Annotated in this window: 28 protein-coding genes; 7 read left to right on the top strand and 21 right to left on the bottom strand. The window is 43.7% G+C overall.

The genetic code is table 11. The features are described from left to right. Positions 1 to 65 precede the first annotated feature (65 nt). Positions 66 to 926 (top strand): hydroxymethylglutaryl-CoA lyase, encoded by an 861-nt coding sequence (locus DEO27_RS05215; RefSeq protein ID WP_112574102.1) that lies wholly within the window; start codon positions 66 to 68, stop codon positions 924 to 926. A gap of 103 nt (positions 927 to 1029) precedes the next feature. Here the strand turns inward: DEO27_RS05215 and DEO27_RS05210 are convergent, their stop codons facing one another. The 6 genes from DEO27_RS05210 to DEO27_RS05185 form a co-directional block, all read right to left on the bottom strand. Further along, the gene (locus DEO27_RS05210; protein ID WP_112574103.1) at positions 1030 to 2262 is read right to left on the bottom strand and encodes an ROK family protein; all 1233 of its coding nucleotides are present in this window, start codon (positions 2260 to 2262) and stop codon (positions 1030 to 1032) included. 259 nt (positions 2263 to 2521) lie between these two features. After that, positions 2522 to 3055: a hypothetical protein gene (locus tag DEO27_RS05205; protein ID WP_112574104.1), complete on the bottom strand. Its 534-nt coding sequence runs from the start codon at positions 3053 to 3055 to the stop codon at positions 2522 to 2524. An 8-nt stretch (positions 3056 to 3063) separates the two neighbouring features. Then, complete coding sequence (locus tag DEO27_RS05200) at positions 3064 to 3489, bottom strand: VOC family protein (RefSeq protein WP_112574105.1); 426 nt, start codon at positions 3487 to 3489, stop codon at positions 3064 to 3066. 64 nt (positions 3490 to 3553) lie between these two features. Continuing rightward, a complete protein-coding gene (locus DEO27_RS05195) occupies positions 3554 to 4171 on the bottom strand; it encodes a pyridoxamine 5'-phosphate oxidase family protein (RefSeq protein ID WP_112574106.1) in 618 nt (205 codons plus the stop codon). Positions 4172 to 4261: 90 nt separating this feature from the next. Continuing rightward, positions 4262 to 4798: a carboxymuconolactone decarboxylase family protein gene (locus DEO27_RS05190; RefSeq protein ID WP_112574107.1), complete on the bottom strand. Its 537-nt coding sequence runs from the start codon at positions 4796 to 4798 to the stop codon at positions 4262 to 4264. Between the two features lie 97 nt (positions 4799 to 4895). Beyond that, positions 4896 to 5759, bottom strand: a complete 864-nt coding sequence (locus DEO27_RS05185) for a helix-turn-helix domain-containing protein (protein ID WP_112574108.1) — start codon at positions 5757 to 5759, stop codon at positions 4896 to 4898. A 233-nt stretch (positions 5760 to 5992) separates the two neighbouring features. Between DEO27_RS05185 and DEO27_RS05180 the strand changes: the two genes are divergently transcribed. Then, positions 5993 to 6823 carry a sterol desaturase family protein gene (locus tag DEO27_RS05180; protein ID WP_112574109.1) on the top strand — a complete coding sequence of 277 codons (831 nt, stop codon included), beginning with the start codon at positions 5993 to 5995 and terminating at the stop codon, positions 6821 to 6823. 134 nt (positions 6824 to 6957) lie between these two features. Here DEO27_RS05180 and DEO27_RS05175 read toward each other — a convergent pair whose 3' ends face one another. Beyond that, positions 6958 to 7398 carry a DUF695 domain-containing protein gene (locus DEO27_RS05175; RefSeq protein ID WP_112574110.1) on the bottom strand — a complete coding sequence of 147 codons (441 nt, stop codon included), beginning with the start codon at positions 7396 to 7398 and terminating at the stop codon, positions 6958 to 6960. 118 nt (positions 7399 to 7516) lie between these two features. Continuing rightward, positions 7517 to 9934, bottom strand: coding sequence for a glycoside hydrolase family 3 N-terminal domain-containing protein (locus DEO27_RS05170; protein ID WP_112574111.1), 2418 nt, complete (start codon positions 9932 to 9934; stop codon positions 7517 to 7519). A gap of 164 nt (positions 9935 to 10098) precedes the next feature. Here DEO27_RS05170 and DEO27_RS05165 point away from each other — a divergent pair, with 164 nt between their 5' ends. After that, the gene (locus DEO27_RS05165; RefSeq protein ID WP_112574112.1) at positions 10099 to 10488 is read left to right on the top strand and encodes a hypothetical protein; all 390 of its coding nucleotides are present in this window, start codon (positions 10099 to 10101) and stop codon (positions 10486 to 10488) included. Positions 10489 to 10496: 8 nt separating this feature from the next. On the opposite strand, the gene DEO27_RS05160 is transcribed toward DEO27_RS05165, so the two are convergent. Further along, positions 10497 to 11891, bottom strand: a complete 1395-nt coding sequence (locus DEO27_RS05160; RefSeq protein WP_112574113.1) for a hypothetical protein — start codon at positions 11889 to 11891, stop codon at positions 10497 to 10499. A gap of 201 nt (positions 11892 to 12092) precedes the next feature. On the opposite strand from DEO27_RS05160, the gene DEO27_RS05155 reads away from it, so the two are divergent. After that, the gene (locus tag DEO27_RS05155) at positions 12093 to 13103 is read left to right on the top strand and encodes a Kelch repeat-containing protein (RefSeq protein ID WP_112574114.1); all 1011 of its coding nucleotides are present in this window, start codon (positions 12093 to 12095) and stop codon (positions 13101 to 13103) included. Positions 13104 to 13174: 71 nt separating this feature from the next. Here the strand turns inward: DEO27_RS05155 and DEO27_RS05150 are convergent, their stop codons facing one another. The 9 genes from DEO27_RS05150 to fdhD all read right to left on the bottom strand — a co-directional run bounded on the left by DEO27_RS05150 (position 13175) and on the right by fdhD (position 20890). After that, on the bottom strand, positions 13175 to 14197 hold the full coding sequence (locus tag DEO27_RS05150) for an alpha/beta hydrolase family protein (protein WP_112574115.1): 1023 nt from the start codon (positions 14195 to 14197) through the stop codon (positions 13175 to 13177). A gap of 66 nt (positions 14198 to 14263) precedes the next feature. After that, positions 14264 to 14833, bottom strand: coding sequence for a Crp/Fnr family transcriptional regulator (locus DEO27_RS05145; RefSeq protein WP_112574116.1), 570 nt, complete (start codon positions 14831 to 14833; stop codon positions 14264 to 14266). A gap of 42 nt (positions 14834 to 14875) precedes the next feature. Further along, complete coding sequence (locus DEO27_RS05140; protein ID WP_112574117.1) at positions 14876 to 15397, bottom strand: O-acetyl-ADP-ribose deacetylase; 522 nt, start codon at positions 15395 to 15397, stop codon at positions 14876 to 14878. A 49-nt stretch (positions 15398 to 15446) separates the two neighbouring features. Beyond that, positions 15447 to 16175, bottom strand: coding sequence for an esterase family protein (locus tag DEO27_RS05135; RefSeq protein WP_112574118.1), 729 nt, complete (start codon positions 16173 to 16175; stop codon positions 15447 to 15449). Positions 16176 to 16217: 42 nt separating this feature from the next. Further along, positions 16218 to 16823, bottom strand: a complete 606-nt coding sequence (locus tag DEO27_RS05130; protein WP_112574119.1) for a GDSL-type esterase/lipase family protein — start codon at positions 16821 to 16823, stop codon at positions 16218 to 16220. 105 nt (positions 16824 to 16928) lie between these two features. After that, positions 16929 to 17246, bottom strand: coding sequence for a hypothetical protein (locus DEO27_RS05125; RefSeq protein ID WP_091210719.1), 318 nt, complete (start codon positions 17244 to 17246; stop codon positions 16929 to 16931). Positions 17247 to 17321: 75 nt separating this feature from the next. Further along, entirely contained in the window at positions 17322 to 19637 is a 2316-nt protein-coding gene (locus DEO27_RS05120) for an FdhF/YdeP family oxidoreductase (protein WP_112574120.1), read from the bottom strand. Then, a complete protein-coding gene (locus DEO27_RS05115) occupies positions 19634 to 19990 on the bottom strand; it encodes a DUF7009 family protein (RefSeq protein WP_112574121.1) in 357 nt (118 codons plus the stop codon). Before DEO27_RS05115 ends, DEO27_RS05120 begins: the two co-directional genes overlap by 4 nt. 15 nt (positions 19991 to 20005) lie before the next feature. After that, on the bottom strand, positions 20006 to 20890 hold the full coding sequence (gene fdhD / locus DEO27_RS05110) for a formate dehydrogenase accessory sulfurtransferase FdhD (protein ID WP_112574122.1): 885 nt from the start codon (positions 20888 to 20890) through the stop codon (positions 20006 to 20008). A gap of 305 nt (positions 20891 to 21195) precedes the next feature. Here fdhD and DEO27_RS05105 point away from each other — a divergent pair, with 305 nt between their 5' ends. The 3 genes from DEO27_RS05105 (at position 21196) to DEO27_RS05095 (ending at position 22431) form a co-directional block, all read left to right on the top strand. After that, entirely contained in the window at positions 21196 to 21438 is a 243-nt protein-coding gene (locus DEO27_RS05105) for a MoaD/ThiS family protein (protein WP_112574123.1), read from the top strand. A gap of 126 nt (positions 21439 to 21564) precedes the next feature. Then, positions 21565 to 21993 carry a GNAT family N-acetyltransferase gene (locus tag DEO27_RS05100; RefSeq protein WP_112574124.1) on the top strand — a complete coding sequence of 143 codons (429 nt, stop codon included), beginning with the start codon at positions 21565 to 21567 and terminating at the stop codon, positions 21991 to 21993. A gap of 18 nt (positions 21994 to 22011) precedes the next feature. After that, entirely contained in the window at positions 22012 to 22431 is a 420-nt protein-coding gene (locus DEO27_RS05095) for a molybdenum cofactor biosynthesis protein MoaE (protein WP_223818167.1), read from the top strand. Positions 22432 to 22530: 99 nt separating this feature from the next. Here DEO27_RS05095 and DEO27_RS05090 read toward each other — a convergent pair whose 3' ends face one another. Genes DEO27_RS05090 through moaC form a run of 3 tightly spaced genes read right to left on the bottom strand, consistent with a single transcriptional unit; the run spans position 22531 to position 25226 of the window. Further along, the gene (locus tag DEO27_RS05090) at positions 22531 to 23589 is read right to left on the bottom strand and encodes a HesA/MoeB/ThiF family protein (RefSeq protein ID WP_112574126.1); all 1059 of its coding nucleotides are present in this window, start codon (positions 23587 to 23589) and stop codon (positions 22531 to 22533) included. Next, entirely contained in the window at positions 23582 to 24775 is a 1194-nt protein-coding gene (locus DEO27_RS05085) for an NTP transferase domain-containing protein (RefSeq protein WP_223818166.1), read from the bottom strand. Before DEO27_RS05085 ends, DEO27_RS05090 begins: the two co-directional genes overlap by 8 nt. Continuing rightward, the gene (gene moaC, locus DEO27_RS05080) at positions 24756 to 25226 is read right to left on the bottom strand and encodes a cyclic pyranopterin monophosphate synthase MoaC (RefSeq protein ID WP_112574127.1); all 471 of its coding nucleotides are present in this window, start codon (positions 25224 to 25226) and stop codon (positions 24756 to 24758) included. The genes DEO27_RS05085 and moaC overlap by 20 nt, the downstream gene beginning before the upstream one ends. Between the last annotated feature and the right edge of the window lie 35 nt (positions 25227 to 25261).

The following is a 25261-nucleotide window of genomic DNA, read 5'->3' as shown; positions in this document are numbered from 1 at the left end:
TGATGAGATTTGACTTAAGACTCAAGACTTCAGACTTGCGACTTAAAACCTAAGACTTCCAAAAAATGGCAATCAAAATAACCGAGTGCCCCCGCGATGCCATGCAGGGTATTCATGATTTTATTACTACCGATGTAAAGGCCGAATATATTAACCTGCTTTTACAAGTGGGTTTTGATACGATTGACTTCGGCAGTTTTGTATCTCCTAAAGCTATCCCCCAGTTACAGGATACGGCAGAGGTATTAAAGAAACTCGATCTGAGTAGTACCAGCTCGAAGCTACTGGCTATCATTGCCAATTACCGGGGCGCCGAAGACGCGGTTAAACATGAGGAGATCACCTATCTCGGTTATCCTTTTTCCATATCCGAAACTTTTCAGCTCCGAAATACAAACTCTACCATTGAGCAGGCCTTTGAAACTGTGCAGCGGATAAATGAATTGAGTAATGAAAACGGTAAGCAATTACTGGTTTATCTGTCTATGGGCTTCGGGAACCCTTATGGCGATGAATGGAATACCGGCATCATTGAACACTGGGCAGAAAAGCTTGTTGCTGAAGGAATAAAAAATATAGCCCTTGCCGATACCATAGGTATTGCGAATGCAGAACAGATCAGCAGTATTTACCCAAACCTTTGCCATTTATTCCCGGATACCGAATTTGGCATCCACCTGCATTCTACGCCTGATACCTGGCAGCCTAAAATAGCCGCAGCCTACCAAAGCGGTTGTAAACGTTTTGATACTGCCCTTAAAGGCTACGGAGGCTGTCCAATGGCCAAAGATGACCTTACAGGCAATATCGCCACCGAAAACCTGATAGCTTATCTTAACACGCAAGACGAGCCAACAGGGCTTAATATGGATAAATTTAAGGAAGCGATGGATTATTCGGGGAGGGTGTTTGGAGATGTTTTATAAACGTGTCATTGAGCGAAGCGCGGCAATCGCATGCTATGCAGGTCCGCCCTGTATAGTATGCGATTGCTTCGTCGTTCCTCCTCGCAATGACATTTTTGTTGCATTACGCCGCCGCGCTCTTGGCTGCTTTAACGGCTTTAGTTTTTACCACACGGTCAAAGTTTTCCATTACCAGTACGGCTGCACCGATGAGTTCGGCATCAAAACCAAGTTCGGATACCAGCAGTTCGGTACCGGCGGCAAGGCGCGGGATACAGTATTTATGTAATGCCTGCTGCATAGGTGCTGTTAGGATCTTAGCCACTTTAGCGCCGCGACCACTCAAAACAATGATAGCCGGATTCATGATGTGGATAAGGATTGCAATGGCCTTCCCTATTTTATAACCTGCGTCAGAAAGCAACTCGATCGCAAACTGATCACCATTGTTCGCTGCATCCAAAAGGGCATCACCTATTAGCTTAGAATGATCCTCCTCATTATATTTTAAACTGGTTACACGACCTTTTTTAATACCTTCAATGGCTTTTCGGGCCACAACAAGTAATGAAGCCTCGGCTTCAAGACAACCGCGTTTACCGCACTCACAAAGGGAGCCATCTTCCGACAGTGGGATATGGCTTAGTTCACCTGCAAAGCCATTATGTCCGCGGAAGAGTTTGCCGTTTACAATCATCCCCAAACCAATACCCCAACCCAGGTTTATCACCATAACTTCCTGCTGTGCTTTGGCAATACCAAACTTTTGCTCGGCAAGCGCTATAAGACTCGAGTCGTTATCGATATAAGTAGCGATACCTGTTTTTGAAGTGAGATAGGCGGTTAAGCTTTGTCCGCCGGCATCCAGATAAGTGTAGTTGATACCTTCGGTGATATTTATAAATCCGGGCATACCAATGCCAATGCCTGCGATTTTATCTTTAGAAATGCCACTATGCGCGATGTAACTATTGATCTCTTCAACCAGTTTAGGTAAAGCATCCGGGTTATTAAGCAGTTTAAGCTCAAAGGTGAGCATATCTGCAACCGGATTGTTCAATAAATCAAACATCTGTATGCGGGCCGTGAGCTGATCAAGCGCGATAGCCAAGATATGCATGGCACTTGATTTTACCGAGTACATTAACGGCCGGCGCCCACCGCTTGACGGGGCATAACCCTGCTCAACCACAAAGCCCTCATGCATTAATTCATTTATAGCTTTAGCTATAGAAGGGATACTTTTATCAAATAACTCACTTAATCCAGCACACGACATGGCCTTATTAAAATAAAGCCTTTTAATGATCATATTTTTTAACTGGCTGCCTTTTACCCCTTTAGTCGTAACTTCCATTAACAAAATTTATAGTTTGGTTTATAACAGGCCAAGCCCCTTAGTGTATTGCATTTATAAAATTATAAATAAAGTAATAAAGTACAACTGTATTTATTACAGTATTAACCTGCTGTTAGTACATGGACATTATTAATGTACCTTTTGCCTACAAGGCACAAAAATATCTATAATATCCGTGTACGATAACAATCTGTAAAGGTTTTGGTTAAAAATTAGCTATTCAAAGCCAATTACATCAATTTAAAGTTAAAATCTGCTACGGCAACAGCCAAAACCGCCATCCGTTCCAGTACTCGTCATATTGAGGCCTGAAGCCCCGCAACTGGAGCGACAAAGGTAAGCCGTACGAAAAAGCAAAGGCATCATACATTTGCCCTTCGCTGAAGTTAACAACGCCCTTAGTCTTTAAATTGTATACTTTGTATCCCGAATCAACTGCCATACAAAGGTTATCCCCTTTCAAGGCAAATACTTTTACATGAATCTGTTCACTTTTATCTTTAGGTTCAAAATAAGCGGACTGATCGTTTTCCAGTATTGCTTCACCATGCCCTAATGGAATACGTGAGCTGTCGCCAAGACCGTGATCGCCATAATAGGTGAATGAAAAAACGATGAGTAAAAGGGCGACAACAGTATAAACTTTAAATACTCTTGACCATTTAAAACCGGTATACTTTTTCCGGGCTTTCAGGATCAGTACCCATAAAAACCAAACGATGGGCGCATAAATAAGGGCAAGTAGATATGATTTGAGTACTACAAATAAAAAGTGAAACAGTGCAGTCATAAGGTGGTTTAATTTTTTTCAATTTGCATAAACATCCAGCGTTGCCCTTCAAGATCAGCAGCGCGATAACGGGTACCTGGAAAGCCATATTCAAGCTCGCTTAGTATGATCGCGCCTTTGCTTTTCGCAATATTATAATGAGCTACAACGTCATCTACATAAACTAAAACGCCGTTTATAATGTAAGGCACTGTGCCCCATTTGGCAGCAGTTTCACAATTTTGAGCATGATGCGCCGGCCCCTGATAATTAGGTGAAGGCTCGGCCAGCATCACCAGGCTATCGCCCATTTTTAGCTCACCGTGAGCAAGGCGACCAGCGTCATCCGTCATCCGCATGTTTTCGGTAAACCCAAATACATCACATAACCAGCCCATAGCCGCAAGGCCATCTTCATAGGCAAGCATCGGAATTATTTGCTGGTTATTGCTCATCGGTTTACCACTGGTTGTTATCTGCAACTAAGGTAAACTATTGAAACATAATTATCAAAGCAGCTTACTTTTCTTCCAGCTGTTTTTTAAGCCTGGCTATTTCGTATTCCAGCTTTAATACATACTCATTTTGCGGGGCGAAGGCTTCTTTGATCTCTTCAACAGTGTAACGTGGCGTAATATGCTGCGGGCAATTCCAATCAAACGCTTTTACATCAAAAATGAGCATCCGTTCGGCGGTGTGTTTATATTCTGACGGATCAATCAAATCAAACAATTCGGGATTATCGGCAAGTTCAACAATCCGGGCGTCGGCGTAGATTTTGAGCCTTGTTTTATGCGGATAATCCATCAAAAACAAAGATACCTGCGGGTGCGCCATCACATTGCCAACAGAAATATATTGCTTGTTTCCCCTAAAATCAACTACACCAAGCGTATGGCTATCTATCACCTTGATAAAACCAGCGGGACCTCCCCTGTGCTGAATATACGGGTAACCGTTTTCGCCTATGCTGGACATGTAAAAACTATCCCGGCTTTCAATAAACATTTGTTCGGCCTCGGTGATCCCCTCCTTATCGGCCAGCATATTTTCCATACGGGCGTAAGCCGGGCGGCTGCCATATTTTTCCTGGAGTTTTTTTACCCCATCGGTAAATGCAAAACGTGCAAAGTTCATGATATAGGTTTTTTATAAAAATAAACAGTTATGCCCGCCTTACAGAAGCAAGGCGGGCATAAAAGCGTAAACTAAATTATAAATCGACAATTATTTGACTTCCGGGATAGCTGGCCAGTCAACTGGAACCTGGGTTAAAGCGTATACATAGTTGGTGATGGTTTTATCGCCAACGGCCACAACTACGTCAATCAGGTTGGCTTGTGTATAACCGGCAGCGTAAAAGTTTTCAACCACTTGATGATCGGCATGACCTTTATTCTCGGTAATTGATTTGGCTACTTTAACCAAAGCATCAATTTTAGGATCAAATGAAGCTGAACCACCACGAATTTCAAGGATCTGGTCATCGGTAAAACCGTTCATTTTAGCGATAGCAGTGTGGGCGGCAGAACAGTAAGCACAATCATTTACCTGGCTTACTATAAGGTTTACGGCTTCTTTTTCTTTAGCACGCAATGATGTTTTACCGTTTGAAAGTGTTATATAGTTAGCAAGCGCATGGTCTGAAGTTGCAAAAACTGCAAACAGGTTTGGCACGCGGCCCACTACTTTGGTTAATGTATCAAATATGGCTTGGTTTTCTGGAGTTACTTGTTCTCTTGTTGGAATTGCGAAAGTTTTCATTTTATATAGTGTTAATTTTTGTTGTTTTGAATTAACACTACAAAGGTGGCAACTTTAACAGCCCTGCGGAATGGGCAAATTTCCCGGCTTCTTGTAATTATTTCCCTTCGGCAACTAAAAGCTTGTTATTTCTGAAATCGGTGGGTGAAAACGAGGTATGTTTTTTAAAGAAATTACTGAAATAAGCCGCGTCATCAAAGCCAAGTTCATAGGTAATTTCCTTTGCCGACTTGTCGGTATAGTATAGCAACCGTTTAGCTTCAATAATAAGCCGCTCCTGTATCACCTGCAAAGGTGTTTTATGGTTATACAAAGCGAAAAGGTTTGACAGCGTTTTAGGCGATTTATTTAACTGCTGCGCGTAATAGGCTACCGTATGGTGCTCGCGGTAATTATTCTCCACCATCAGGTTAAATTTGCGGATGGTGCCAAATTTTTCATCGGCTATTGCCTCGCTTTGCCCACGATGAGCCTTGGCCAGGCGGGTTACAAGAATAATGAGGCGTTTCAGCAACATCCGGAGCATATCTATCTGAATATTGTCTGTCGTTTCAAACTCTTCAATAAAAATATCAAGCAGGCGCTGCAACTTAAACTTCATGGTTTCATCAAGGCTTACAAATACTTGCTCCGAGCTGCCGTAAAACAGGAAACCCACACAGCTTACCTCTTCATCATGGTCAACAATGCAATAAAAATCACGGTTAAACTGCCAGGCCACAATATCCTCGGGCCGTTCAAAACGGAAGGACTGGTTAACCATTAAAGGCAAAATGGTATTGGGCAAAAAATCATAATCCACCTCATCAATGGTAACGGTTTGCTTTTCGCCCCTGTTCCAGGCTATGGTGAGGTATTTATGCTGACGATCGCGCGTGTAAAACATCCTGTCGAAATGTTTTTCATTGATAAGCAACAGCAAATCGCCGCCTGTAGATTGTTCTGTAACCGATAGTTTCATTTTTTGCGCAAACACGAAGATATTTAAAAGCGGTAACTAAACATTAATTACTACTGGTTTATCACATCCCGATGACCAAACCTGCTGAACATCGGTCATGAGCAAAGCATTATCAAATCACACTGTTTTAACAACTGCTTAACACACTTCATCAAACATTCATTCAAAAAAAAGAAATTGCACTCAAATTGCTTTTTAATACTTAAAGGCAATTACTCCTACTAATTTAAAGAATGACTGTTACCCAATTCCTCGACCAGCATCAGGATGCTGTGCAAGTTGCTTTATATGCTCTAATCATATGCTCATTATGGCTGATGGAAGTTTGTTTTTCATCAGGTATTTCGGTAAAAAAGCGCTGGCAGCATAACAAAACCAATCTGCTGTTCATTTTTACCGCTCTTCCTATCCAGCTATTACTTACTACTATTGTTATAATTATAGTAAGCTGGACCAATTTACATCATTGGGGATTAGTTAATTACATACCCGGGCATCACAACAAATGGATTTACTATATCAGTCTTTTTATGCTGCTTGACCTTTGTGAGTATATTTATCATGTAGTGATGCACAAAATAGATCCGCTCTGGAAATTTCACCTCGTACATCACAGCGATCAACATGTTGATGTATCGACAACCGTTCGTGAACATCCCGGCGAAACCTGTGTGCGCACCTGCTGCTTAATGCTTTGGGTGTTTATTTGCGGTCCGGGAATTGGTGTTTTAGTATTACGACAAACATTCCAGTCATTATTTAACATACTGGCGCATACCGAGTTCAGGTTACCACAACGCGTTAACAAAATTGTTGGTTTAATTTTTATAACACCTAACCTGCACCATGTACACCACCATTATCAACTACCCCACACCGACCGCAATTACGGCGATGTACTAAGCATCTGGGACAGACTTTTTGGCACTTTTGGCGAACTGGAGCAAGAAAATACCCGCTTTGGCATTGATACCCACATGGATAAGAACGTTACCGGCAGGTTTGCAAATATTCTTAAAATACCTTTTCAGAAATTGGAAAGACCGAAAGGACATCAGAACTAAAAATCAAAGGTGCCAGAGGTACATAACACCAAAGTTGTGTACCTCTGGCATACCAAAAATCTGTTATATCTTATTTCTACAGACCTTTTGCACCTCTGGTGCAGTCCTTCAATCTCTACCTTAACATATCAGAACTACCCTACATCCTCTCCAAAATCCTCCATTACACCAAAATATTCTTCCCAGTCCGGGTCGTCAATAACGGTGATGTTGATGGGGAGTTCATCAAACTCGGATAAGGCATCGTTTAACCTGTCGCCTGCAACTTCTATATCTGTGGTATACCAGGCCCACCACCGTTCGTTTTCACCGGTAAACACAAAGGCAAGGATACTTTGATGGTCATCCTCAAGCAGATCCACCAATGCATCTTCTACTTGCTCCATTAAAAGCATTTCATCTGCGGGGGGTAATAACGAGGGATCGAACGTATCATACCTCCAGGTCACGTCCATGCGCTGAAAGTAAGCGCCACTTTCAAAAAAATTTGTGAGATTGGGTCTGTAACGTACCAACAGGGGAATATCTTCGTCAGATACAGCCTCTACCGATACCCAGGTATCATCTAAGATCATAGGTTTAATTTTACGCTGAAGTTATGAAAAATAGCGCTATCAGCATAAAAAAAGAGCAATTTGAATTATAATCAAATTGCTCTTTTTCATTAACGCTAATGTTTTATTTTGGTCGATTTTATTCTACCTCAAACTCTTTTTTCAGTTTAATATCAACTGATGAGCTTCCTATCATCACTTCAAACTTGCCTGGTTCAACTGTCCAGTTCATGTTTTTGTCCAGCAGTGCCAGGTCATCAGGATGAAGGGTGAATTGTACCGTTTTCTTTTCGCCCGGATTAAGGGTAACACGATCAAAGCCGCGCAGGTCGTACTCATAAGTGGTAACACTGCTCACCTCATCCTTCAGGTAAAGCTGTACTACATCGTCGCCTTTGCGCTGACCAGTATTGGTTACATCAACACTAACCTGTATAAGCCCTTGAGAGTTTCCTTTTTCGGGCGATACTTGCAGATTGCTATACTCAAACGTGGTATAGCTTAACCCATAGCCATAAGGATACAAAGCGCCTTTTACACTGGTTTTACCCCAACTGTTTTGGCCGCCCTGTTCGGCCTGTGATGATGGCTTGAAAGGGAAATTATATTCCAGCTGACCAGTTGTTTTAGGAAATGTGATCGGCAGCCTACCACCAGGATTATTATCGCCGAACAGCGTTTCGGCAATTACCTGCCCGCTTTGTACGCTCGGGAACCAGGCCTCTAAAATGGCTGGCACATATTTGTTTTCCCAATTGATGGTTAGCGGTTGCCCGTTAATCATAACCATTACTACAGGTTTACCTGTAGCTTGTAAAGCCTGGATCAGCTTCAGCTGCCTGCCCGGCAGGTTTAAGCCTGTACGTGATAAACTCTCGCCTACACGGTCAACATCCTCACCTACCACAGCTATTACAATATCCGACTGCTTAGCCTGTGCCACTGCCGAATCAATGCCGGCCTGCTCCTGAGCGGTTAATGGCGTTTCGATGATCTCACTTTCTGGCCAGGTGGCATCAATCATATTGCAGCCTTTAACATAACTTACTTTAGCATCATTGCCGACGTAATTTTTAACCCCGTCAAACACAGTAGTGACCGGGTTGTGTGACGGGCCGTACCTGCTCACAGCGTAATTGGTTTCCTTAGCCAGCGGACCGGTAATTAGAATATTAGGGTATTTCTTTTTGTCCAACGGTAACAAGTTGTTAGCGTTTTTAAGCAATACCATCGATTCGCGGTTCATTTTAAGGCTCATCGCCTTATCAGCCTCGGTGTGTACTATTTTATCAGCAGCTTTAGGGTCTTTAACGTAAGGACTATCAAATAAACCTAACCTGAATTTCACTTTCAACACCTCGCCAACACGGGTATCAATGATCTTCATCGAGATGCGGTTCTCTTTAATCAGCTCGCGCAAGGGCATAATAAATGTTTGCGGCATTGTGAAGTTAGTACGCACGTTAAGACCTGCTTCAACAGCCTGCCTTACGGCTTCCTTATAATCAGCTGCTACGTGGTGTTTAGAGTACAGGAACTCAACAGCCTCACTATCGCTCACTACATAACCGTTAAAGCCAAATTGCTGACGTAAAAGCTGCGTAAGGAAATAGTAGCTACCAGTTATCGGCACACCATCCCAATCGTTGTAACTGCTCATTACACCCATTGGATGTGCTTCCTGGATTACCCTACGGAAGGGGTATAAATACAACTGATGCATTTCCCGTGGGGCCACGTGCGGATCGGTACGGGCACTCCCATCGCGGCCGCCTTTAGGTACGCTATATACAGCAAAGTGTTTAAGCGTTGAAGCTACGCCACCTTCCTGGATCCCCAGTACCATTTGCTTGCCCATTTCGGCAATATGAAATGGATCTTCACCATAACATTCAACCACACGGCCCCAGCGCTGATCACGGGCTGGGTCAAGTATCGGCGCGTAAACGTTGGTATATCCCAAAGCTTTAGCTTCGCGGCCAACCGTTTTACCGGCCTCATAAACCAGCTCTTTATCAAAGGTACTGCCTATAGATATCGGTGCAGGCAACGGTGTAGCCCGGTCATGATTAAGACCGTGGATACCTTCGTTGGTAAAGTCAACAGGGATGCCTAAACGGGTTTCTTCAACAAACCATTTTTGAATGGTATTAATGGCCGACGCGTGCTTGCTGAACGGATATGAATACTGCGTAGGCGCATCATCGGTATGCGATGTAAGGTTGTTCAGTTCTTCATCAATATTGGCTATACCATCTTTCCAAACTTCGTTTTTCCAGTTGGGCACCGGCATTTCATCTTTCAATACGCGTTTGTACCCGTAAAGAGTAGCCATCTGGCAGGTTTTCTCTTCAACGGTCATCTGGCTTACCAGGTCGGCCACGCGTTTGTCAATGGGTTGGGATGGATCTTCAAACACGTCCATCTTACCGTTCTTGTTAAAATCTATCCAGCCTTTGTGGTAGATATTTTTTTCCTGTGCCGATGCACTGAGGCTAAAGCTAAGAGATAAAGCGGATGCCACGAAAACCCGGGGCAGGCAGTATTTATTTCTCATGAGGTTGTTTTAGGGTTGGTTTTTCCAAATATATAGCTTTAGGCTTAACCTGTGCGGTTACAGCCATGTTCGTAACAGTATATTTTAACTATATCGTTTGAGTTGACAGCGTTTAATCAACCACTTGCATTATTCAGAAACTTTCTGTTACTTTTATGCTTTCGATGAGCTTAAAACAACCAGTAACCCTAATTTCACAAGCGCTTATCCAGGCCGGTATTTGCGTCCCTTTCCTGATAATTGCACTTATTATTTACGGCATTACCCGCGAAGGAAGTGAGATAGCCGCAGCGGTAATGTATGCCTTGTTTGCTATCCCAGGCTATGTGATTGCTGTTTGCAGCTACCTGGTATATAACATTTTCGATACTAAGGCAAAAGCCAACTGGAGCACACTTAAATATGCAGCACCCTTGTTTCTACTGGTTATTGGTTTATTGGCGATAAGCAGCTATAAAGAAAGCGACCGGCAGATATTTTTCATCATTATTGCCACTATTTTTTTCATCGAACCGGTTAAGATTGTATATCAACGGGTATTAAAGACTTTATAAACAATCCACTACCGGGCATCGGCCCAATCAGCATCGGTAAATGATGGGTTTATCTTATAATCGTTATAGGTAATACTACTTTTTTGTGCCCCTTCACTTTGTAATTCAGCAGCTGGTAAAACAATACCATCTACCGTTTTAAAACCTGTAAAAGCCGATGCCTGAATCACTGAACCTGTTTTAGTGCCTTCGCCAACCAACTGATTGTTACTGTTTAAAGCCGCAAAACTGGTTACGCCATCATAGTTATAGCTTACGATCACGATATTGTTTTTACCCTCCTGCACTTTAACATTTTGGATGTGATCGAGATTCTCTTTCCTGAATAACAATGGCCCGGAGCGGAAACCTTGTTTTAACTGCGCGATGCGTGAGGCCGAAAGCGGCTGTTTATTGCCATTACGCCATTGCCAGCCGTTATCTCCCTCCATTTGCTCAACCTGTAGCAACTTCCCTCCTTTTCGGAGTTCAGAACGTACACGATGAGCGGCGAGGTCAACCTTCAGGGTAATATCAATACCCATCATTATGGCTGATACCTGCATGGTTTTAATGGCATCAAGCTTTGCCCCGCCATGAGCTTCGGCAGCTTTGCTTAGTAAACTTGCGGCGTCATTGGTACTGCTTGTTTCAGAATCAGCAGTCGGCTTGGTATTATTACGGGGAGCCCCAGATGTAGTTTTTGCTGTAGATGAAGCACTTTTAGGTGCTTTATCTTTCATAAAATAAATATTGCCATCTATAGCGGCCATAATCGGTTTTTCGCCGGGGCGACAAAAAAAGCTGTGGGTTTCGGTTTTACCGGTGTTATAAGCTAAGGTAAGTATGCCGTCTTTTATGGTATAAGTACCAGCACCGCTATCTTTATGACTCCCGCCGCCACCAATACCATCACCTGATACCATGGTAGCCGATAAATTGTTTTGACTAAAATTGCCCTTCCCATCAAAATAAAGCCCTTTTTCGCCGGAGGTACCAACAAATACCTGCCCGGTGTTCATACCGCCCATACTGCTTGCATGCGTAAATTCATAGTAACCGGCAGGCACCCTGTCAGATGTATTAAGTTTCAGTATATTAAAGCTGCCTGCATCTATATCACCATCGGCTTCCAACTTGTACTCTTGTTTGGAGCCTTTTAGATACTGCATTTTGAGCGTATTGCCCTGTACCTGATAATGACCGGCAACGTGGGTTTTCCAATCAGGCTTTTCAAGCAGATCGTTGAACGTTCCATCGGGCCTTAGCATGTATACCACATCGTTACGCCCCATCCCGGCCCCCATGGTAACGGGCAGTGTTAATTCAATACCGGCGTAAACACCACTTACATTTTTTGTTTGTGCCCCGGCATCAACACCGGCAAAAAATAGGATAAGGAAACAAAACACAATAGCTTTCATAGTATCAGCAGAAATAATTTAATACCAAGAGTTAAATTATCAACTCCTGCACGGTAAAAATGTTTTTAGCTGAATAATTAGCTTTTGTTAAAAGCCAATTAATACTATATAATATCAGTGTAAATAATAAGCTACAATTAAACCAAAGGCTTTATACTTCAGTTTAATAATTTGTACATTCACTTATTAAACTAAACCGCCATGAAATCAATAAAAACCTTGTGTCTTTTTGCAGCTATTGCAGGATTAAGCTACAATCCCGTATCTGCCCAATCTACTTCTGTACCAACAGTAACTTTTCAAAATGTAAGTAATCTCCCCTATCCGCTTACCTGGACCAGCAGTGTTACCGATGGCAACAATATTTACACCGTTGCCGGTTATAAAGGAGGGCGCGGCGGCTATTCGTCGGATGTATTGAAATACAGTCCTGAAACAAACAGCTGGACTAAAATTGCCGACATGGGCGGCAACAAAGTTCAATCGGCCACGGCTTATGTGCCAGCTACCGGTAAAATATATGTTTTTGGGGGTATTGGCGGCGTTAGCAATGATATACGCACCAGCCAGATTTTTCAGGGCGTACAAAGTGTTGATATTAAAACCGGGGAAGTAAAAAATCTTGATGTATTAAACCCGATGGCCAGCACCTACGGCAGCGCGATTGAATGGCAAAACAAAATTTACTTATTCGGCGGCAGTCGCGAAGGCAAACGCAGCATCAATTCGGTGTATGAATTTGATCCGCTAACACTAAAATTCACTCAATTAGCCAATATGCCCGAATACCTACAGGCTGCCGGAGCGGTTGTAAACGGCGTTATTTACACTTTTGGTGGTTACGATACTTTTCTTAAACACCAAGGTACTAATATTTACGCTTATGACATCAAGGCCAATACCTGGAAAACTGTTGGCAAACTACCGGAGTTTATGTCGGCTAACAGCGTAGCCGCAAGCGGTAACGTGATATTTGTTGCAGGTAGCTATGATGATGAAGACCTGTTAGGTTATTTTGATACCGATAGTGGCAAATTCACCAAACTGAAGTCAAATATGGAGCCTCGTCGCGCTGCATCATCAGCTATAGTAAATAATATGTTGTTTGTTTTTGGCGGCAGTACACGCTTCAAAGCATTTAATGTTTCAACTTTGGCAACTGTACAGGCTACCAATATTACGCCATTCCTTAAAAACTCTACAAGCAGGTAAAAGCCTGATATTATACAAAGAAGCCGGTTAAAGTTTATTTTTAACCGGCTTCTTTATTTAATGTGATAAGCTTACTTTAATTCCTTTCTGAAAAAACCCACAGCCATACTATCTACCTGTAAATGGATAGCATGCCTGTTAACCGAAGGATCGTCGGTAAAATATATTGGTGCCTCTTTCTTCACTGCGTCAATAGCTTCTCCAAGCATCACATAATGGCCTATCTTGCCCGGTAGTTCGGTATAGATTGATTTACTGATTAACTGATGATAGTGCCTCGCATTGGTTTTTACCGGGGCGATGCTATCACTTTGAGAGCCTACAATATACAAAGGGCTTTTAATATCGGCCACTTGCTCTTTGCGGATAAAGCCGAAGCCCAGCGCGGGCGATATGGAAAAGAAAGCTTTGATCCGTTTATCCTTTAGTGGTGGCACATGTTTAGACCCGGCGATAAGCGAACTATCATCCAGTAATTTTACCAGACCCGGAAATTCGGGAATCTCCAACTCTTTATGACCAATAGTTTTGTAATAGTTACGCGCCTGTTCAAAATCAAGCCTTGCACCGGCAAGGGCAATTACGGTATAACCACCGAAAGAAAAGCCTATAGCCCCGATCTTCTGCTGGTCGATAAGCGGACCAACATCCGGGTTATTCAGCAGCGAGGTAAGCGCGAAGCTGAGATCCAGAGGCCGCTCCCAGGGTTTAACAAATTCAAGCGGGATTTTATGATCATAAGTATTGCCGTAATGATCTACGGCAGCAACTATGCAGCCGCTGTTTGCCAGGGCCTGGGCAAGCCACTCTAAAGTCAGCCTGCCACCACCGGTGCCATGTGAGAGCAGGATCAGCGGTAGCTTATTCACCGGGAGTTTACCATCACGAACGGTTGGTTGTCGTAAAAAGGGTGAGAAATGTTTATCTGATGGTTTTAGCGTATCTACCGTCGGATACCAGATTTCTGTAACCACTGGGCGGTTATTACGGCTGCGATCTTTAAAATTAAACGTACGTTCGCCTAAATTTTGAGCCATAGCTACGCCACCTGATAGCAGTATTGTAAGAGCGATAAGTATTTGCTTGTACATCATTGTTTAGTGTTTACACCACAAAACAAGGCATTTACGACTTCAAAAAGATTGACAATAGTCAATAAATCATTTTTTTGATTTGAGGCGACTGAGGGTTTCCTGCGAAATGCCAAGATAGTCGGCAACTATTTTATTGGGGAGTCGCTTGATAATCTCGGGCTGGGTCTGCATCAGGATATTATAGCGGGCTTTTGAATCCATGGTGATCAGGCTTTCTATCCGCTGTATGGATGCGATATAATCCAATTCAAGCCCTAAACGGTACATAGTTTCAAACCCTGGGATTTCCTTCAGCAAGAGATCACGATCAGCATAACTCAATACCAATAACTCGGATGGTTCGGGACTTTGGATAGATGCTACAGATGGTTCTTTCAGTATAAAACTGGGGAAGGCGGTTCCCATGCGTCCTTCAAATATCAGGAAGCGGGTTGATTCATTACCATCATCATCGGTTAAAAACACACGGAGGCAGCCTTTCACTACAAAATACAAATGCCTTGCGATACTTCCTTTTTCAACCAGGATTTCGTTGCGTTTGGTTAGTCGGGTTTTAAAACAGTTGGTTACCAGTAGCTCATGCTCCGGCGAGAGTGTTAGCTTATCTCCAATATGTTGTTTTAAAGCCGGGTGCATAGCTGCAATTTATGCACTTAGCTTGGAGTTGACAAGTCCGCATCAATTTTGAGCGAGTAGATTTTGATATAAATTATAGTTTTCATCATCAAAGCAAACAAATATCACTTTCTGCACCACATTGTTATCAGCCAAGAAATCCTGAACTGTTTTAACAGCGATAGCAGCTGCTTTATCTTTAGGGAAGTGATAAATACCAGTGCTGATGTTTGGGAAAGCTATAGTATGTATATCATTTTCGGCAGCAAGCTTCAAACTATTTAAATAAGCGGCATGCAGCAGCTCGTCCTCTCCTTTTTTACCACTGTTGTAAACGGGGCCAACCGTATGAATTACATATTTGGCGGGCAAGTTGCCTCCTGTGGTAATTACAGCCTGCCCGGTTTTGCAGCCACCTTGCCGGGCTACTATTTTACGGCAATCTTCCAAGATTTCCGGTCCACCGGCACGGTGTATGGCACCATCAACGCCACCTCCGCCCATTAGCGAGCTGTTCGCGGCGTTTACGATGGCATCAGCTTTAATTTTTGTGATATCGCCCTGTATCAACTCGATAGTGCCCATAATAATTAAGATTTACAGCTGATATAACAAACAGGAAAATGTTTTGCTTTTAGAAATATAGCTGCACCATTTTGCGCCAGTAACGCGCGCGGTGAGCTTCTTCATGCCAGATATACAGGCTATTTTGAATGCCTTTGCTTGCTAAAACAGTGCTCAGGTATTTATTATCTTCCAAAAACGCGTCTTCCTCGCCTACGGCCAGGATAATTTGAAGGCGCTTGATCTGGTCAATAATTTCGGGACTGTGCAAGTTATTTAAAAACTGGTTAGGCATGTTGAAATACACATTCTCATCACGGTAGCCATCCAGCAGGTCGCGGAAGTTACCCATGGCCTGGGTAATATCATAGCGGCCACTCATGCCCACAACTTTAACAAATACCGAGGGGTGTTTAAACCCGATATTAACAGCATGGTAAGCGCCCATGCTGCAACCTGCCGAAATGATTGGCCCATCAGCATTAAGTGTTTTCATCAGAGGCACCACTTCCTGCAAAATGTATTGTTCATAATGCAGGTGACGTTCCATACGATGGTAAGGGTGGCTGTACTCGTTGTAAAAACTTTCGCGGTCGATGCTGTCAACGCAGTAAATTTGCAGGTGGCCTGCTTCAATTTTGCTGCGTAGGGCTTCGATTACCCGCCAGTCTTCATAATCATAAAACCGGGCGGTACGTGTGGGGAAAAATAAAACAGAGGCACCGGCATGGCCAAAAACCAGCAATTCCATATTACGCTGAAGCGACGGACTGAACCACTTGTGGTACTCTCTTTTCATCTTTAAACCGCTGAAAGATGGCAAATGCGTGTAAACCCTATATTAAGCTAATTTGATGCTTTGTGGCATTCGCTGCAAAACTGCATTTTTCCACAAAGTGTAACCGGCGGTGCTTAAATGCAAACCATCTTTATCATAATATTCGCGTATTGGTTTACCGGAAGCATCTATCATCTGATTAAATATGTTGATGAACTGCCAGTTTTTATGGCGGTGAATTATTTCGTTTTCAATTAAGCTGTTAGTGTACCTGTACTTTTCAACAATAGGCCAGCGCGCAAGGCTTGGCTTAAGTGATATGTAATAGCAGGGGATATTTCCAAAAAGCCGCTCAACCTCAACGGTTAGCTGCTTAAAAAATATAAAAACCTCTTCGGGATTGCGGCCATCGCCAAGATCATTATCGCCCGCATACACCACAATGGCTTCGGGATTGTAAGAATGCATTATCCGCTCAAAAAACCATACGCACGCCGCCAGTGTTGAACCTCCAAAACCGAGGTTAACAGGCTGCATATCATCAAAATCATTATCAAGCGTATTCCATAAACGAATGGATGAGCTTCCGTAAAATATTACCCGCGGCACGTAATCAAGCTTTGTTCGCCTGATTTCCAGCTGCTTCACATCCTCTTCGTACCAGATCATATTCTTCTATAGTAGGGCCGTATTAAATTAAGCGCTAAAGATAATACAATAGCCCAAACTTAATGTAACGTTGATAAAACAATGGTGTTAAAATTGTAAAAATGACTATTCTTCTGCCGCTTCCTCGCCTTTGGTTCCCAATTCCACAATATCGCCCTTTTTGAAGAGTATGGCCTGCAAAGTGGTACGCCATACCGGTTTTTTACGTAGCAAAAACTCAAGGTCCATACCAAAATGCTTAAACTCTTCCTGCTGGGCGTTTTGCATAATGGCTTTTGCCTGTTTATCTTTTTCAACCGAAATGCGCTGCTCATACCAGTTTATAGCCTCAGCTTCTTCGGTTAACGAAACTATCATACGGGCAAATGTGCGGGTTTCGTCCGATAGCTCATTTGCAGGTTCGTGATATTGATCAAATGACATATTACTCCTTTTTTAAAGGAGATAAGCATGATTTAAACATTTTTGTTTTAAGCTTTGCAGTATTTAGAATGGTTATCAAGCCAGGTGTTTTCTAATTTTGATGGTGACCAGTTTTGATGTGGGCGTATTACTTTGCGCCGCCACGCTGTTAATTGGCACCAGTACATTAGCTTCGGGATAGTAGGTAGCTGTGTTGCCCTCAGGTATATTGTAGGGCACTACTACAAACAGTCTTGCGGCCCGTTCTACACCATCATCATAATTGAACAGGTCAACCTTTTCTTGCGGACTAAAACCGGCTTTCTTCATGTCGTTTTCGTTCATCAGAATCACCCGGCGCTCGTTATGAATGCCGCGATAGCGATCATTAAGGCCATATATGGTAGTATTGAACTGATCATGACTGCGAATGGTGGTCATGTGGTACTCATCAGCTGCCAGTTCGTGTTTTGGTAGCGGAGCAATATTAAAAGGTACAACACTGCCATTCTTTTCGGTAATAAATTTACCCTCCCGGGCAGGATTGGGCAGGTAAAAACCACCAGGCAAGCGCACCTTTTGATTATAATCCTCAAAACCGGGGATCACTTTGGCTATCACATCGCGTACAGCATCGTAGCTTTTAGCGTATTTATCCCAATCTACAACCGAGCGGCTACCCAATGTAGCTTTGGCCATATTGCACACAATCTGGTTCTCGTTCATCAGATGCTCAGATACCGGCGTCAGCATCCCTTTTGACATCTGAATAACGCCCATGGAGTTTTCACAGCTGATAAACTGGTCTTCGCCATTTACAACATCCTTATCACTCCGGGATAATGTTGGCAGGATCAATGCCTCCTCGCCATGTACCAAATGGCTCCGGTTTAACTTAGTTGATACATGTACTGATAGTTTAAGTTTACGCAAAGCCTGCGCTGTAAACAAGGTATCCGGCGTAGCCGAAAGAAAGTTGCCACCCATAGCGAAAAACACTTTCAGTTTACCCTCATCCATCGCCTTGATGGATTCCACAACATCATACCCATGCCCCCTCGGCGGCTCAAAACCGAAAACTTCCTTCAGCTTATCCAACTGTTTGGGCTTCGGTTTATCCCATATGATCATGGTACGGTTTCCCTGCACATTGCTGTGGCCGCGAACCGGGCATAAACCGGCCCCCGGCTTGCCTATAGCGCCTTTAAGCATAGCCAGGTTTACAATTTCCTTTACCGTAGCCACACCGTTTTTATGCTGGGTAACACCCATGGCCCAGCAAATGATAATGCGGTTTGTATTTTTAATCAGTTCAACGGCCTGCTCAATTTCCTTTACCGTTAAGCCTGCAGCTTTGGCCAGGTCATCAACCTCGTACTGATTCAGACTATCTAAAAAAGCAACATAGCCTGTAGTGTTCTTTTTGATAAACTCATGATCAAAAACACTTCCGGGGTTTCCGAGCTCGGCTTTATAGAGCAATTTTTCTATGGCTTTAAGGAGTGCCATATCGCCGTTTATCCTCACTTGCAGGTACAGATCGGCAAGCTGGGTTTTGATGCCTAAAATGCCTTTTACTTTCTGCGGATTTTTAAAGCCCATTAAACCAGCCTCATGCAATGGATTTACGGCTATAATCTTCGAGCCTTTATCCTTGGCTTTTTCGAGCGCGCTGAGCATCCTCGGGTGATTGGTACCAGGGTTTTGCCCCATGATGATGATCACATCTGTATCGTAAAAATCATTGAGGGTAACGGTGCCTTTGCCTATCCCAATAGCATCGGCAAGGCCAACACTGGTGCTTTCATGGCACATATTAGAGCAATCGGGCATGTTGTTGGTACCAAACTCACGTACAAATAATTGGTACATAAACGAGGCCTCGTTACTGGTACGGCCAGATGTATAAAACGCAGCCTCATCCGGCGATGCCAAAGCATTTAACTCATCGGCTATTTTTTTAAAGGCGAAGTCCCAGCTTACAGGGGCGTAATGCGTGGCATCTTTGGCAAGATACATTGGTTGGGTTATCCGCCCTTTTTTACCTATGTCGTAATCATTGAGCTTGGCAAGGTCAGCCACCGAATTTTCGGCAAAAAACTCCCCGGTAAGCTTTTTGGTAGTAGCCTCTTCGGCGAGGGCTTTAGCACCGTTTTCACAATATTCGGCTATTGGTGAGCGGTCGTCATCCGGATCTGGCCAGGCGCAGCCCGAGCAATCAAAACCGCCTTTTTTGTTCATATGAAAAAGGCCTTCCATCCCCCTCACAAAGCCTGTTTCCTTGAGTATATCAACCATGGCAACTGTTACTGCAGGAATGCCCGCCGCCCAGTCTTTGGGTTCTGTTATTTTCAGGTCGAGCAGTTCTTCGGGGTTTTCAGCTGCCGGATCCTGTTCTGGTTCCTTGCTCATATCTTTTTAGCTGCTAATGGATTAGGATAATTATCGCTTTGATCTTCGGCAACTTCATCTAAACAGGTAAAATCTTTTTCGACCAGTAAATGCAAATTGCCATGATTGCCCTCGTAACCAATTTTATTTTCATCGGCAAAACCGGCAACCATTACTTTAGGCGCGTAAAGCGTTATGGCGTTTTCTTTATAGGTTGCCGAAAGGTGCTCGTCATCAACCAACCTTAAAGCATAAACAAGTTGCTGGCTGCCAAAATCAACCGTTTCCTGCACATAACCCTCTTCGGCCAATTTAGCTACATCGGTTTTAGTAAGCCTGTATCTCAGCGAATTACCTTTTATTCTTATTTTCATTTGGTATTAAACGGTTTATATTGATGGGGCTGTAAAGACAGCCTCATCGGCTGGAATCATTACCCGGTGCGCGCCGGTATAAATATTAAAGCGCTCATCGCGCAAAAAGCCTATCAATGTTATATTAAATTCGTTTGCCAGCTCTACAGCCAGGCTTGATGGGGCCCCTACAGCAGCGATGATGCTGATGCCTGCCATGGCCGCTTTCTGTACAAGTTCAAAACTGGCCCTGCCACTTAACAACAATACGGTTTGCTGTAAAGGCAGCCAGTTATACATCATAGCTGCGCCTATAAGCTTATCTAAAGCATTGTGCCGGCCAACATCTTCCCGAAGCAACAACAGTTCGCCAACAGGGGTAAACAATGCGGATGCATGTAAGCCCCCGGTATCATCAAAAACCCGCTGATGCCTGCGCAAAACCTTCGGCAGCTGATTAAGTATAACACTGTGAATCATGTTACCATCATCTGGCCCGGCGGCATAACTGCTCACTGTACGAATGGCACTGATAGAACCCTTACCGCATACGCCGCAGCTGCTTGTAGTATAAAAATTACGCTCCGTATTTTGGAGATTGGGCACAGCGTTGTGCTCAAGTGTTACCAGAATAGTGTTCTCCTTATTTTCGGCACAGGCTATAAAGCTATGTTTGGCAGATTTTACCTCGTCGGCGTTTTTAATGATGCCTTCGGTGAAAAGAAAACCGGTAGCCAATTCGGCATCGTGGCCAGGCGTACGCATGGTTACGGAAATATTGCGCACCTCCTTACGGTCGGCAGGCCCATATTCCAGCTTAATTTCCAATGGTTCTTCAATCGCTATACTATCCTCTTCCCTTGCACTTTGGTTGGCGTTAACTTTTACAACGGGGATATGTATAATTGATGGCGTAGACATACTCAAATATACAACTTAAAGGGTGGCTTTGTTTATGCAATTCACGTAGCAAGTTCAAGCGTCCGCGCTTGAGCATATTGAGTTTTTAAATTCCCCTCTCGAGAGGGACGCGAAAGGTATGAGCTGTAGCAGGGGTGTGTTTGTGCCACTGGCTTATCAAAGCAGAAACACACCCCTCCACCCCTCTCAAGAGGGGAATCGCACAATTCCCTGCTTTTGCTCTTAAGTAAAGGATGCTTAAACCTGCAAATGTTAAATTTAAACCCAGTACTCGTTTTATAAGCTAAATTGAATAATTTTGAGATATGAAGATCAATATACTGGCTTTTGGAGTGACCAGGGAAATATTTGGAAGCGGTGAAATTAGCCTGGAAATGACCAACGATGCTACCATCTCCAATCTGAAATACCTGCTCGAACAGCAATATCCGCGTTTAAAGCAGCTATCATCATATATGCTGGCTGTTAATAACGAATATGCCTTACCTGGCGATACCATTCATGAACGCGATGAAATAGCCATCATTCCACCGGTAAGCGGGGGGTAGTCAGTTGGCAGTTGGCAGCAGTTATTAGTGGCAGCGGCAGTCCTTATAGTTTGCAGTTTTTTCCGGCGGTTTACGGTACCTCTAAAACGATATTTTATTACAAATTCATTCAACCTAAATAAAACAATGGCTATCAGAAGCGCTACGCTTGCCGATCATTCTGCAATATCAAACCTGTTAACCCAGTTGGGATATCCTGGTACTCAGGATTTTTTGCCGGAGAACCTTGAAAAGATGCTAAGCCAGGCTTCATCGCAGGTTTTGGTTTATGACGACGAAGGTGAGGTTGCAGGATTTATAGCTATCGACTTTTTAACCCAACTGGTTGTTAAAGGCGATTTTATCCGCATCAGTTGTTTTTCTGTTGATGAGAATACCCGCGGCAAAGGCATAGGTAAAGCCCTCGAAGATTATATTACCGAACTTGGCAAAAAAGGCTATTGCGACCGGATAGAGGTTCATTGCCACTCGCGCCGGGTGGATGCACACCGGTTTTACTACAGGCAGGGTTATTCCGAATCGCCCAAATACCTGATGAAATCATTAGTTGAATAATATTAAAATTACATCATCTTGAATACACAGATCCTCCTATCGGCCCAAACACTGGATATCCAATCGTGTATCGACTGGATCATGTCGCCCGAATCTGGAGGGATAGATGTGTTTATTGGCACCGTCCGCAATGCCACCAAAGGCAAAAAAGTATTAAAGCTTGATTTTGAAGCTTATGAGCCCATGGCCATCAGCGAGATGAACAAGATAGCGGCGCAAGCCTTTGAGCGCTGGCCGGTTCAAAAAATACTGATCCATCACCGTACCGGTTTGCTACAGGTTGGCGAGGTACCTGTGGTAATAGCTGTTTCAGCAGCCCATCGTGATGCTGCTTTTGACGCATGCAGATATATCATAGATACGCTAAAACAAACCGTCCCTATCTGGAAAAAGGAAAGCTTTGAAGATGGCGATGTTTGGGTGGCAGCACATCCTTAGGATTTCGGATTTGGGATGTTCGATTTCGGACTTTTCAATTTAAAATTAAAAATCTCAACTTCTAAATCCGACATCGAAATTCCGAAATCCGAAATCATACTAACTAACCTTATACCCTTCCAATCCACCTTCCAGCGAAAACACATCAGCCTCGGGGATCATTTTGATAATAAGCTTTACGGCCTCATCACTTCGCTTGCCTGATGAGCAGTAAAGGACTTTAGTATTCGGACTGGTAAAATAGGCCAGGTATTCTTCAACTTCGTCTAAGGGAATATGGGTGCCGCCAATGTCATAAGCCTCCCGCTCCTGTAATGTACGTACATCTACAAGCTCAACCGTATCATCAACCAGGATCCTTTTTTTCAGATCATCGGCGTTAATAGTAGGAATAGTAATAGTTGTTTTTAGCCTGCGGATATGCGTTTTAGTAACCGGGCCTATCTTAAAGATGCGGCTTTGCATGCTTTGCGCGTCAAATATCAGCACTTTTCCCGCCAGTAGCTCGCCTGTTTTAGTAATGTATTTAATAACCTCATTGGCCTGCATACAACCAATAATACCGGCCAGCGTTGGGATCACCCCGCCTTCGGTACAGTTGGGGATTTGAGTGGCATCTACTTCCGGGAATAAATCGCGGTAATTGGGCGAATTTGCACCCTTTCCATTATTTACGTTCCAAACGGCAACCTGCCCCTCAAACTGGTATATAGCACCGTATACCAATGGCTTACCGGCCAAAACACAGGCATCATTAAGCAGGTAACGCGTTTCAAAATTATCGGTACCATCCAGCACAATGTCATAATTACTAATAACATCCATCACATTATCGGAAGTTATTTTGGCAGGATGCGAAACAAGCTTAATACCGGGATTTTGGGCTTGCAAACGTGCGCAGGCTACTTCAGCCTTATTTTTTCCTTCATCGGCCGGGGTATACAAAACCTGGCGGTGAAGGTTGCTAACCGATACCATATCAAAATCGGCAATACCTAAGGTGCCTATTCCCGTTGACGCCAGGTATTGCGCGGCCGGACAGCCCAGGCCGCCTGCCCCTACTACCAGTACGCGGGCTTGCTGTAATAATTGCTGAGCTTGTTCGCCAAAACCAGGCAGCGCTATCTGACAGTTATATCGTTGTAAATCCTCATTCATTAGTAGCAACTATTTTATTATGGATCATTGATTTTACTTTCTCCAATTCCTCAGGCGTATTCACATTGGTGAGCGCTTCCTCATGCGGGGCGTTTAGTAAGGTGATATCGCTATTGATCAAAACCTTGCGTGGGCATGAATACCCCTGAGCCAAAAACGATAACAGTACCGGATAGCTTTTGGGCTCCCATATCGTAATCAAAGGTTCTGGAAAATTGGTTACCGGGCTATGATAAGCCGTTGCCACCGAAGAACTGTTTCTCCAGGCTGCTAAATTGCGGAGCGTGCTATCATCCATCAAAGGCAGATCGCAGGCTATTACCAACCATGCCGCGTCCGGCTGTTCACGAAACGCCGAAAGAATAGCACCATACGGGCCCAAACCTGTAAATGTATCTTCTATAACAGGATAAGCCGGGTCAATTTCCTGCTGTTGGCCCGGGCGGCCGGATATATAAACTTCCTTGCAAAAACTTTTAAGCAAATCGGCCATATAATACCGCTGTTGTTTGCCATGCCAGTTGGCCGCGCCTTTATCAAAACCCATCCGGGTGCTTTTACCGCCTGCTAAAACCAGTCCGTTTAAAACAGGCCTGGTTTGCTTTAAAGCTGCTTCAAAAAAAGCTACGATCTTTTCACCGTCGTCTACCTTTATGACCGGGATCTGCTGCCAGTGCGGGATTGCCTCCTGTATAAAATCAGGAATTTCGCCCGCGTTATCGGCCAGCAGAAAAAGCTGTACGTTATCAAGCTGATCTGTTCTTTTTTGCAGCGAGGCTTTTTTATTAATGTCGATGATCACCACCTGGGCTTTGGCCTGCTGATGGTTACCGTTAACCAAGACCAGATCGGCAGATGAAAATTGCTGTTTAAGCTGGTAAGGGAATACCGGGTTTTGATAGTTAAACTGCTGATAGTTTACCTGGTCGGTAAACTCAAGCGAGGCGCCGCATACCAGCCTTCCGGGTAGTAACGTGATATCATCATTATGCGACATATCCACATAAGCGCATTTATAAACCGGCGAAAGCGAGCGGATCACATCATCCGCCAATAGTTTGATCACGGTGCATGGACCACCTACAATAGCCCATTCATTTCGCCCAAAATTGCCGGTTGAAGGCCTGGCCAGCTTAGCATGTTTGCGGTGTGAGCCTGATGGCTGGTTATGATCTTTTAAAGTCACGTTTACCTCCTGTTTTTGATATCAGTTTGGTTTCTTTTATCACTATATCGTGGCTCATGGCCTTGCACATATCATAAATGGTAAGTGCCGCTATTGAAGCGCCAACTAATGCTTCCATTTCCACCCCGGTTTTAGCGGTTATACTTGCGGTACAATCAACTTCAACCTCTTGCTGTTCGTTTATGCGGATAGTAACATTACAATTATCCAAACCCAGCGGGTGGCAAAGCGGAATCAGGTCGCCGGTTTTTTTGGCCGCCATAATTCCTGCAATAATAGCTGTTTGAAAAACCGGGCCTTTTTTGCTTTGTAATTCATTCCCCGCCAAAAGCTCAAATATTTCGGCAGGCAAAGCAACCACGCTGCGCGCCGTAGCAGTGCGGTGTGTAACCTGTTTTTCAGTTACATCAACCATATTTGGGTCGCCTTGTTTGTTTATGTGGGTTAACATGTTGAACCTTGATTTACTTGATTACAGGATTTAAG

Source organism: Mucilaginibacter rubeus, from assembly GCF_003286415.2.
Classification (GTDB): Bacteria; Bacteroidota; Bacteroidia; order Sphingobacteriales; family Sphingobacteriaceae; genus Mucilaginibacter; species Mucilaginibacter rubeus_A.
Note: the sequence above shows the minus strand (reverse complement) of the source record. Positions and strands in the feature narration are given on the sequence as shown.

Bases quoted from the DNA above. Each gene is read 5' to 3' on its own strand.
- DEO27_RS05195 (WP_112574106.1), bottom strand. From the start codon at position 4,171: ATGAACTTTGCACGTTTTGCATTTACCGATGGGGTAAAAAAACTCCAG.
- DEO27_RS05215 (WP_112574102.1), top strand. From the start codon at position 66: ATGGCAATCAAAATAACCGAGTGCCCCCGCGATGCCATGCAGGGTATT.
- DEO27_RS05090 (WP_112574126.1), bottom strand. From the start codon at position 23,589: ATGAATGAGGATTTACAACGATATAACTGTCAGATAGCGCTGCCTGGT.
- DEO27_RS05155 (WP_112574114.1), top strand. From the start codon at position 12,093: ATGAAATCAATAAAAACCTTGTGTCTTTTTGCAGCTATTGCAGGATTA.
- DEO27_RS05120 (WP_112574120.1), bottom strand. From the start codon at position 19,637: ATGAGCAAGGAACCAGAACAGGATCCGGCAGCTGAAAACCCCGAAGAA.
- DEO27_RS05205 (WP_112574104.1), bottom strand. From the start codon at position 3,055: ATGACTGCACTGTTTCACTTTTTATTTGTAGTACTCAAATCATATCTA.
- DEO27_RS05210 (WP_112574103.1), bottom strand. From the start codon at position 2,262: ATGGAAGTTACGACTAAAGGGGTAAAAGGCAGCCAGTTAAAAAATATG.
- DEO27_RS05160 (WP_112574113.1), bottom strand. From the start codon at position 11,891: ATGAAAGCTATTGTGTTTTGTTTCCTTATCCTATTTTTTGCCGGTGTT.
- DEO27_RS05175 (WP_112574110.1), bottom strand. From the start codon at position 7,398: ATGATCTTAGATGATACCTGGGTATCGGTAGAGGCTGTATCTGACGAA.
- fdhD (WP_112574122.1), bottom strand. From the start codon at position 20,890: ATGTCTACGCCATCAATTATACATATCCCCGTTGTAAAAGTTAACGCC.
- DEO27_RS05140 (WP_112574117.1), bottom strand. From the start codon at position 15,397: ATGGGCACTATCGAGTTGATACAGGGCGATATCACAAAAATTAAAGCT.
- DEO27_RS05105 (WP_112574123.1), top strand. From the start codon at position 21,196: ATGAAGATCAATATACTGGCTTTTGGAGTGACCAGGGAAATATTTGGA.
- DEO27_RS05145 (WP_112574116.1), bottom strand. From the start codon at position 14,833: ATGCACCCGGCTTTAAAACAACATATTGGAGATAAGCTAACACTCTCG.
- DEO27_RS05170 (WP_112574111.1), bottom strand. From the start codon at position 9,934: ATGAGAAATAAATACTGCCTGCCCCGGGTTTTCGTGGCATCCGCTTTA.
- moaC (WP_112574127.1), bottom strand. From the start codon at position 25,226: ATGTTAACCCACATAAACAAACAAGGCGACCCAAATATGGTTGATGTA.
- DEO27_RS05135 (WP_112574118.1), bottom strand. From the start codon at position 16,175: ATGAAAAGAGAGTACCACAAGTGGTTCAGTCCGTCGCTTCAGCGTAAT.
- DEO27_RS05115 (WP_112574121.1), bottom strand. From the start codon at position 19,990: ATGAAAATAAGAATAAAAGGTAATTCGCTGAGATACAGGCTTACTAAA.
- DEO27_RS05125 (WP_091210719.1), bottom strand. From the start codon at position 17,246: ATGTCATTTGATCAATATCACGAACCTGCAAATGAGCTATCGGACGAA.
- DEO27_RS05190 (WP_112574107.1), bottom strand. From the start codon at position 4,798: ATGAAAACTTTCGCAATTCCAACAAGAGAACAAGTAACTCCAGAAAAC.
- DEO27_RS05150 (WP_112574115.1), bottom strand. From the start codon at position 14,197: ATGATGTACAAGCAAATACTTATCGCTCTTACAATACTGCTATCAGGT.
- DEO27_RS05180 (WP_112574109.1), top strand. From the start codon at position 5,993: ATGACTGTTACCCAATTCCTCGACCAGCATCAGGATGCTGTGCAAGTT.
- DEO27_RS05200 (WP_112574105.1), bottom strand. From the start codon at position 3,489: ATGAGCAATAACCAGCAAATAATTCCGATGCTTGCCTATGAAGATGGC.
- DEO27_RS05100 (WP_112574124.1), top strand. From the start codon at position 21,565: ATGGCTATCAGAAGCGCTACGCTTGCCGATCATTCTGCAATATCAAAC.
- DEO27_RS05185 (WP_112574108.1), bottom strand. From the start codon at position 5,759: ATGAAACTATCGGTTACAGAACAATCTACAGGCGGCGATTTGCTGTTG.
- DEO27_RS05130 (WP_112574119.1), bottom strand. From the start codon at position 16,823: ATGATCTGGTACGAAGAGGATGTGAAGCAGCTGGAAATCAGGCGAACA.
- DEO27_RS05165 (WP_112574112.1), top strand. From the start codon at position 10,099: ATGAGCTTAAAACAACCAGTAACCCTAATTTCACAAGCGCTTATCCAG.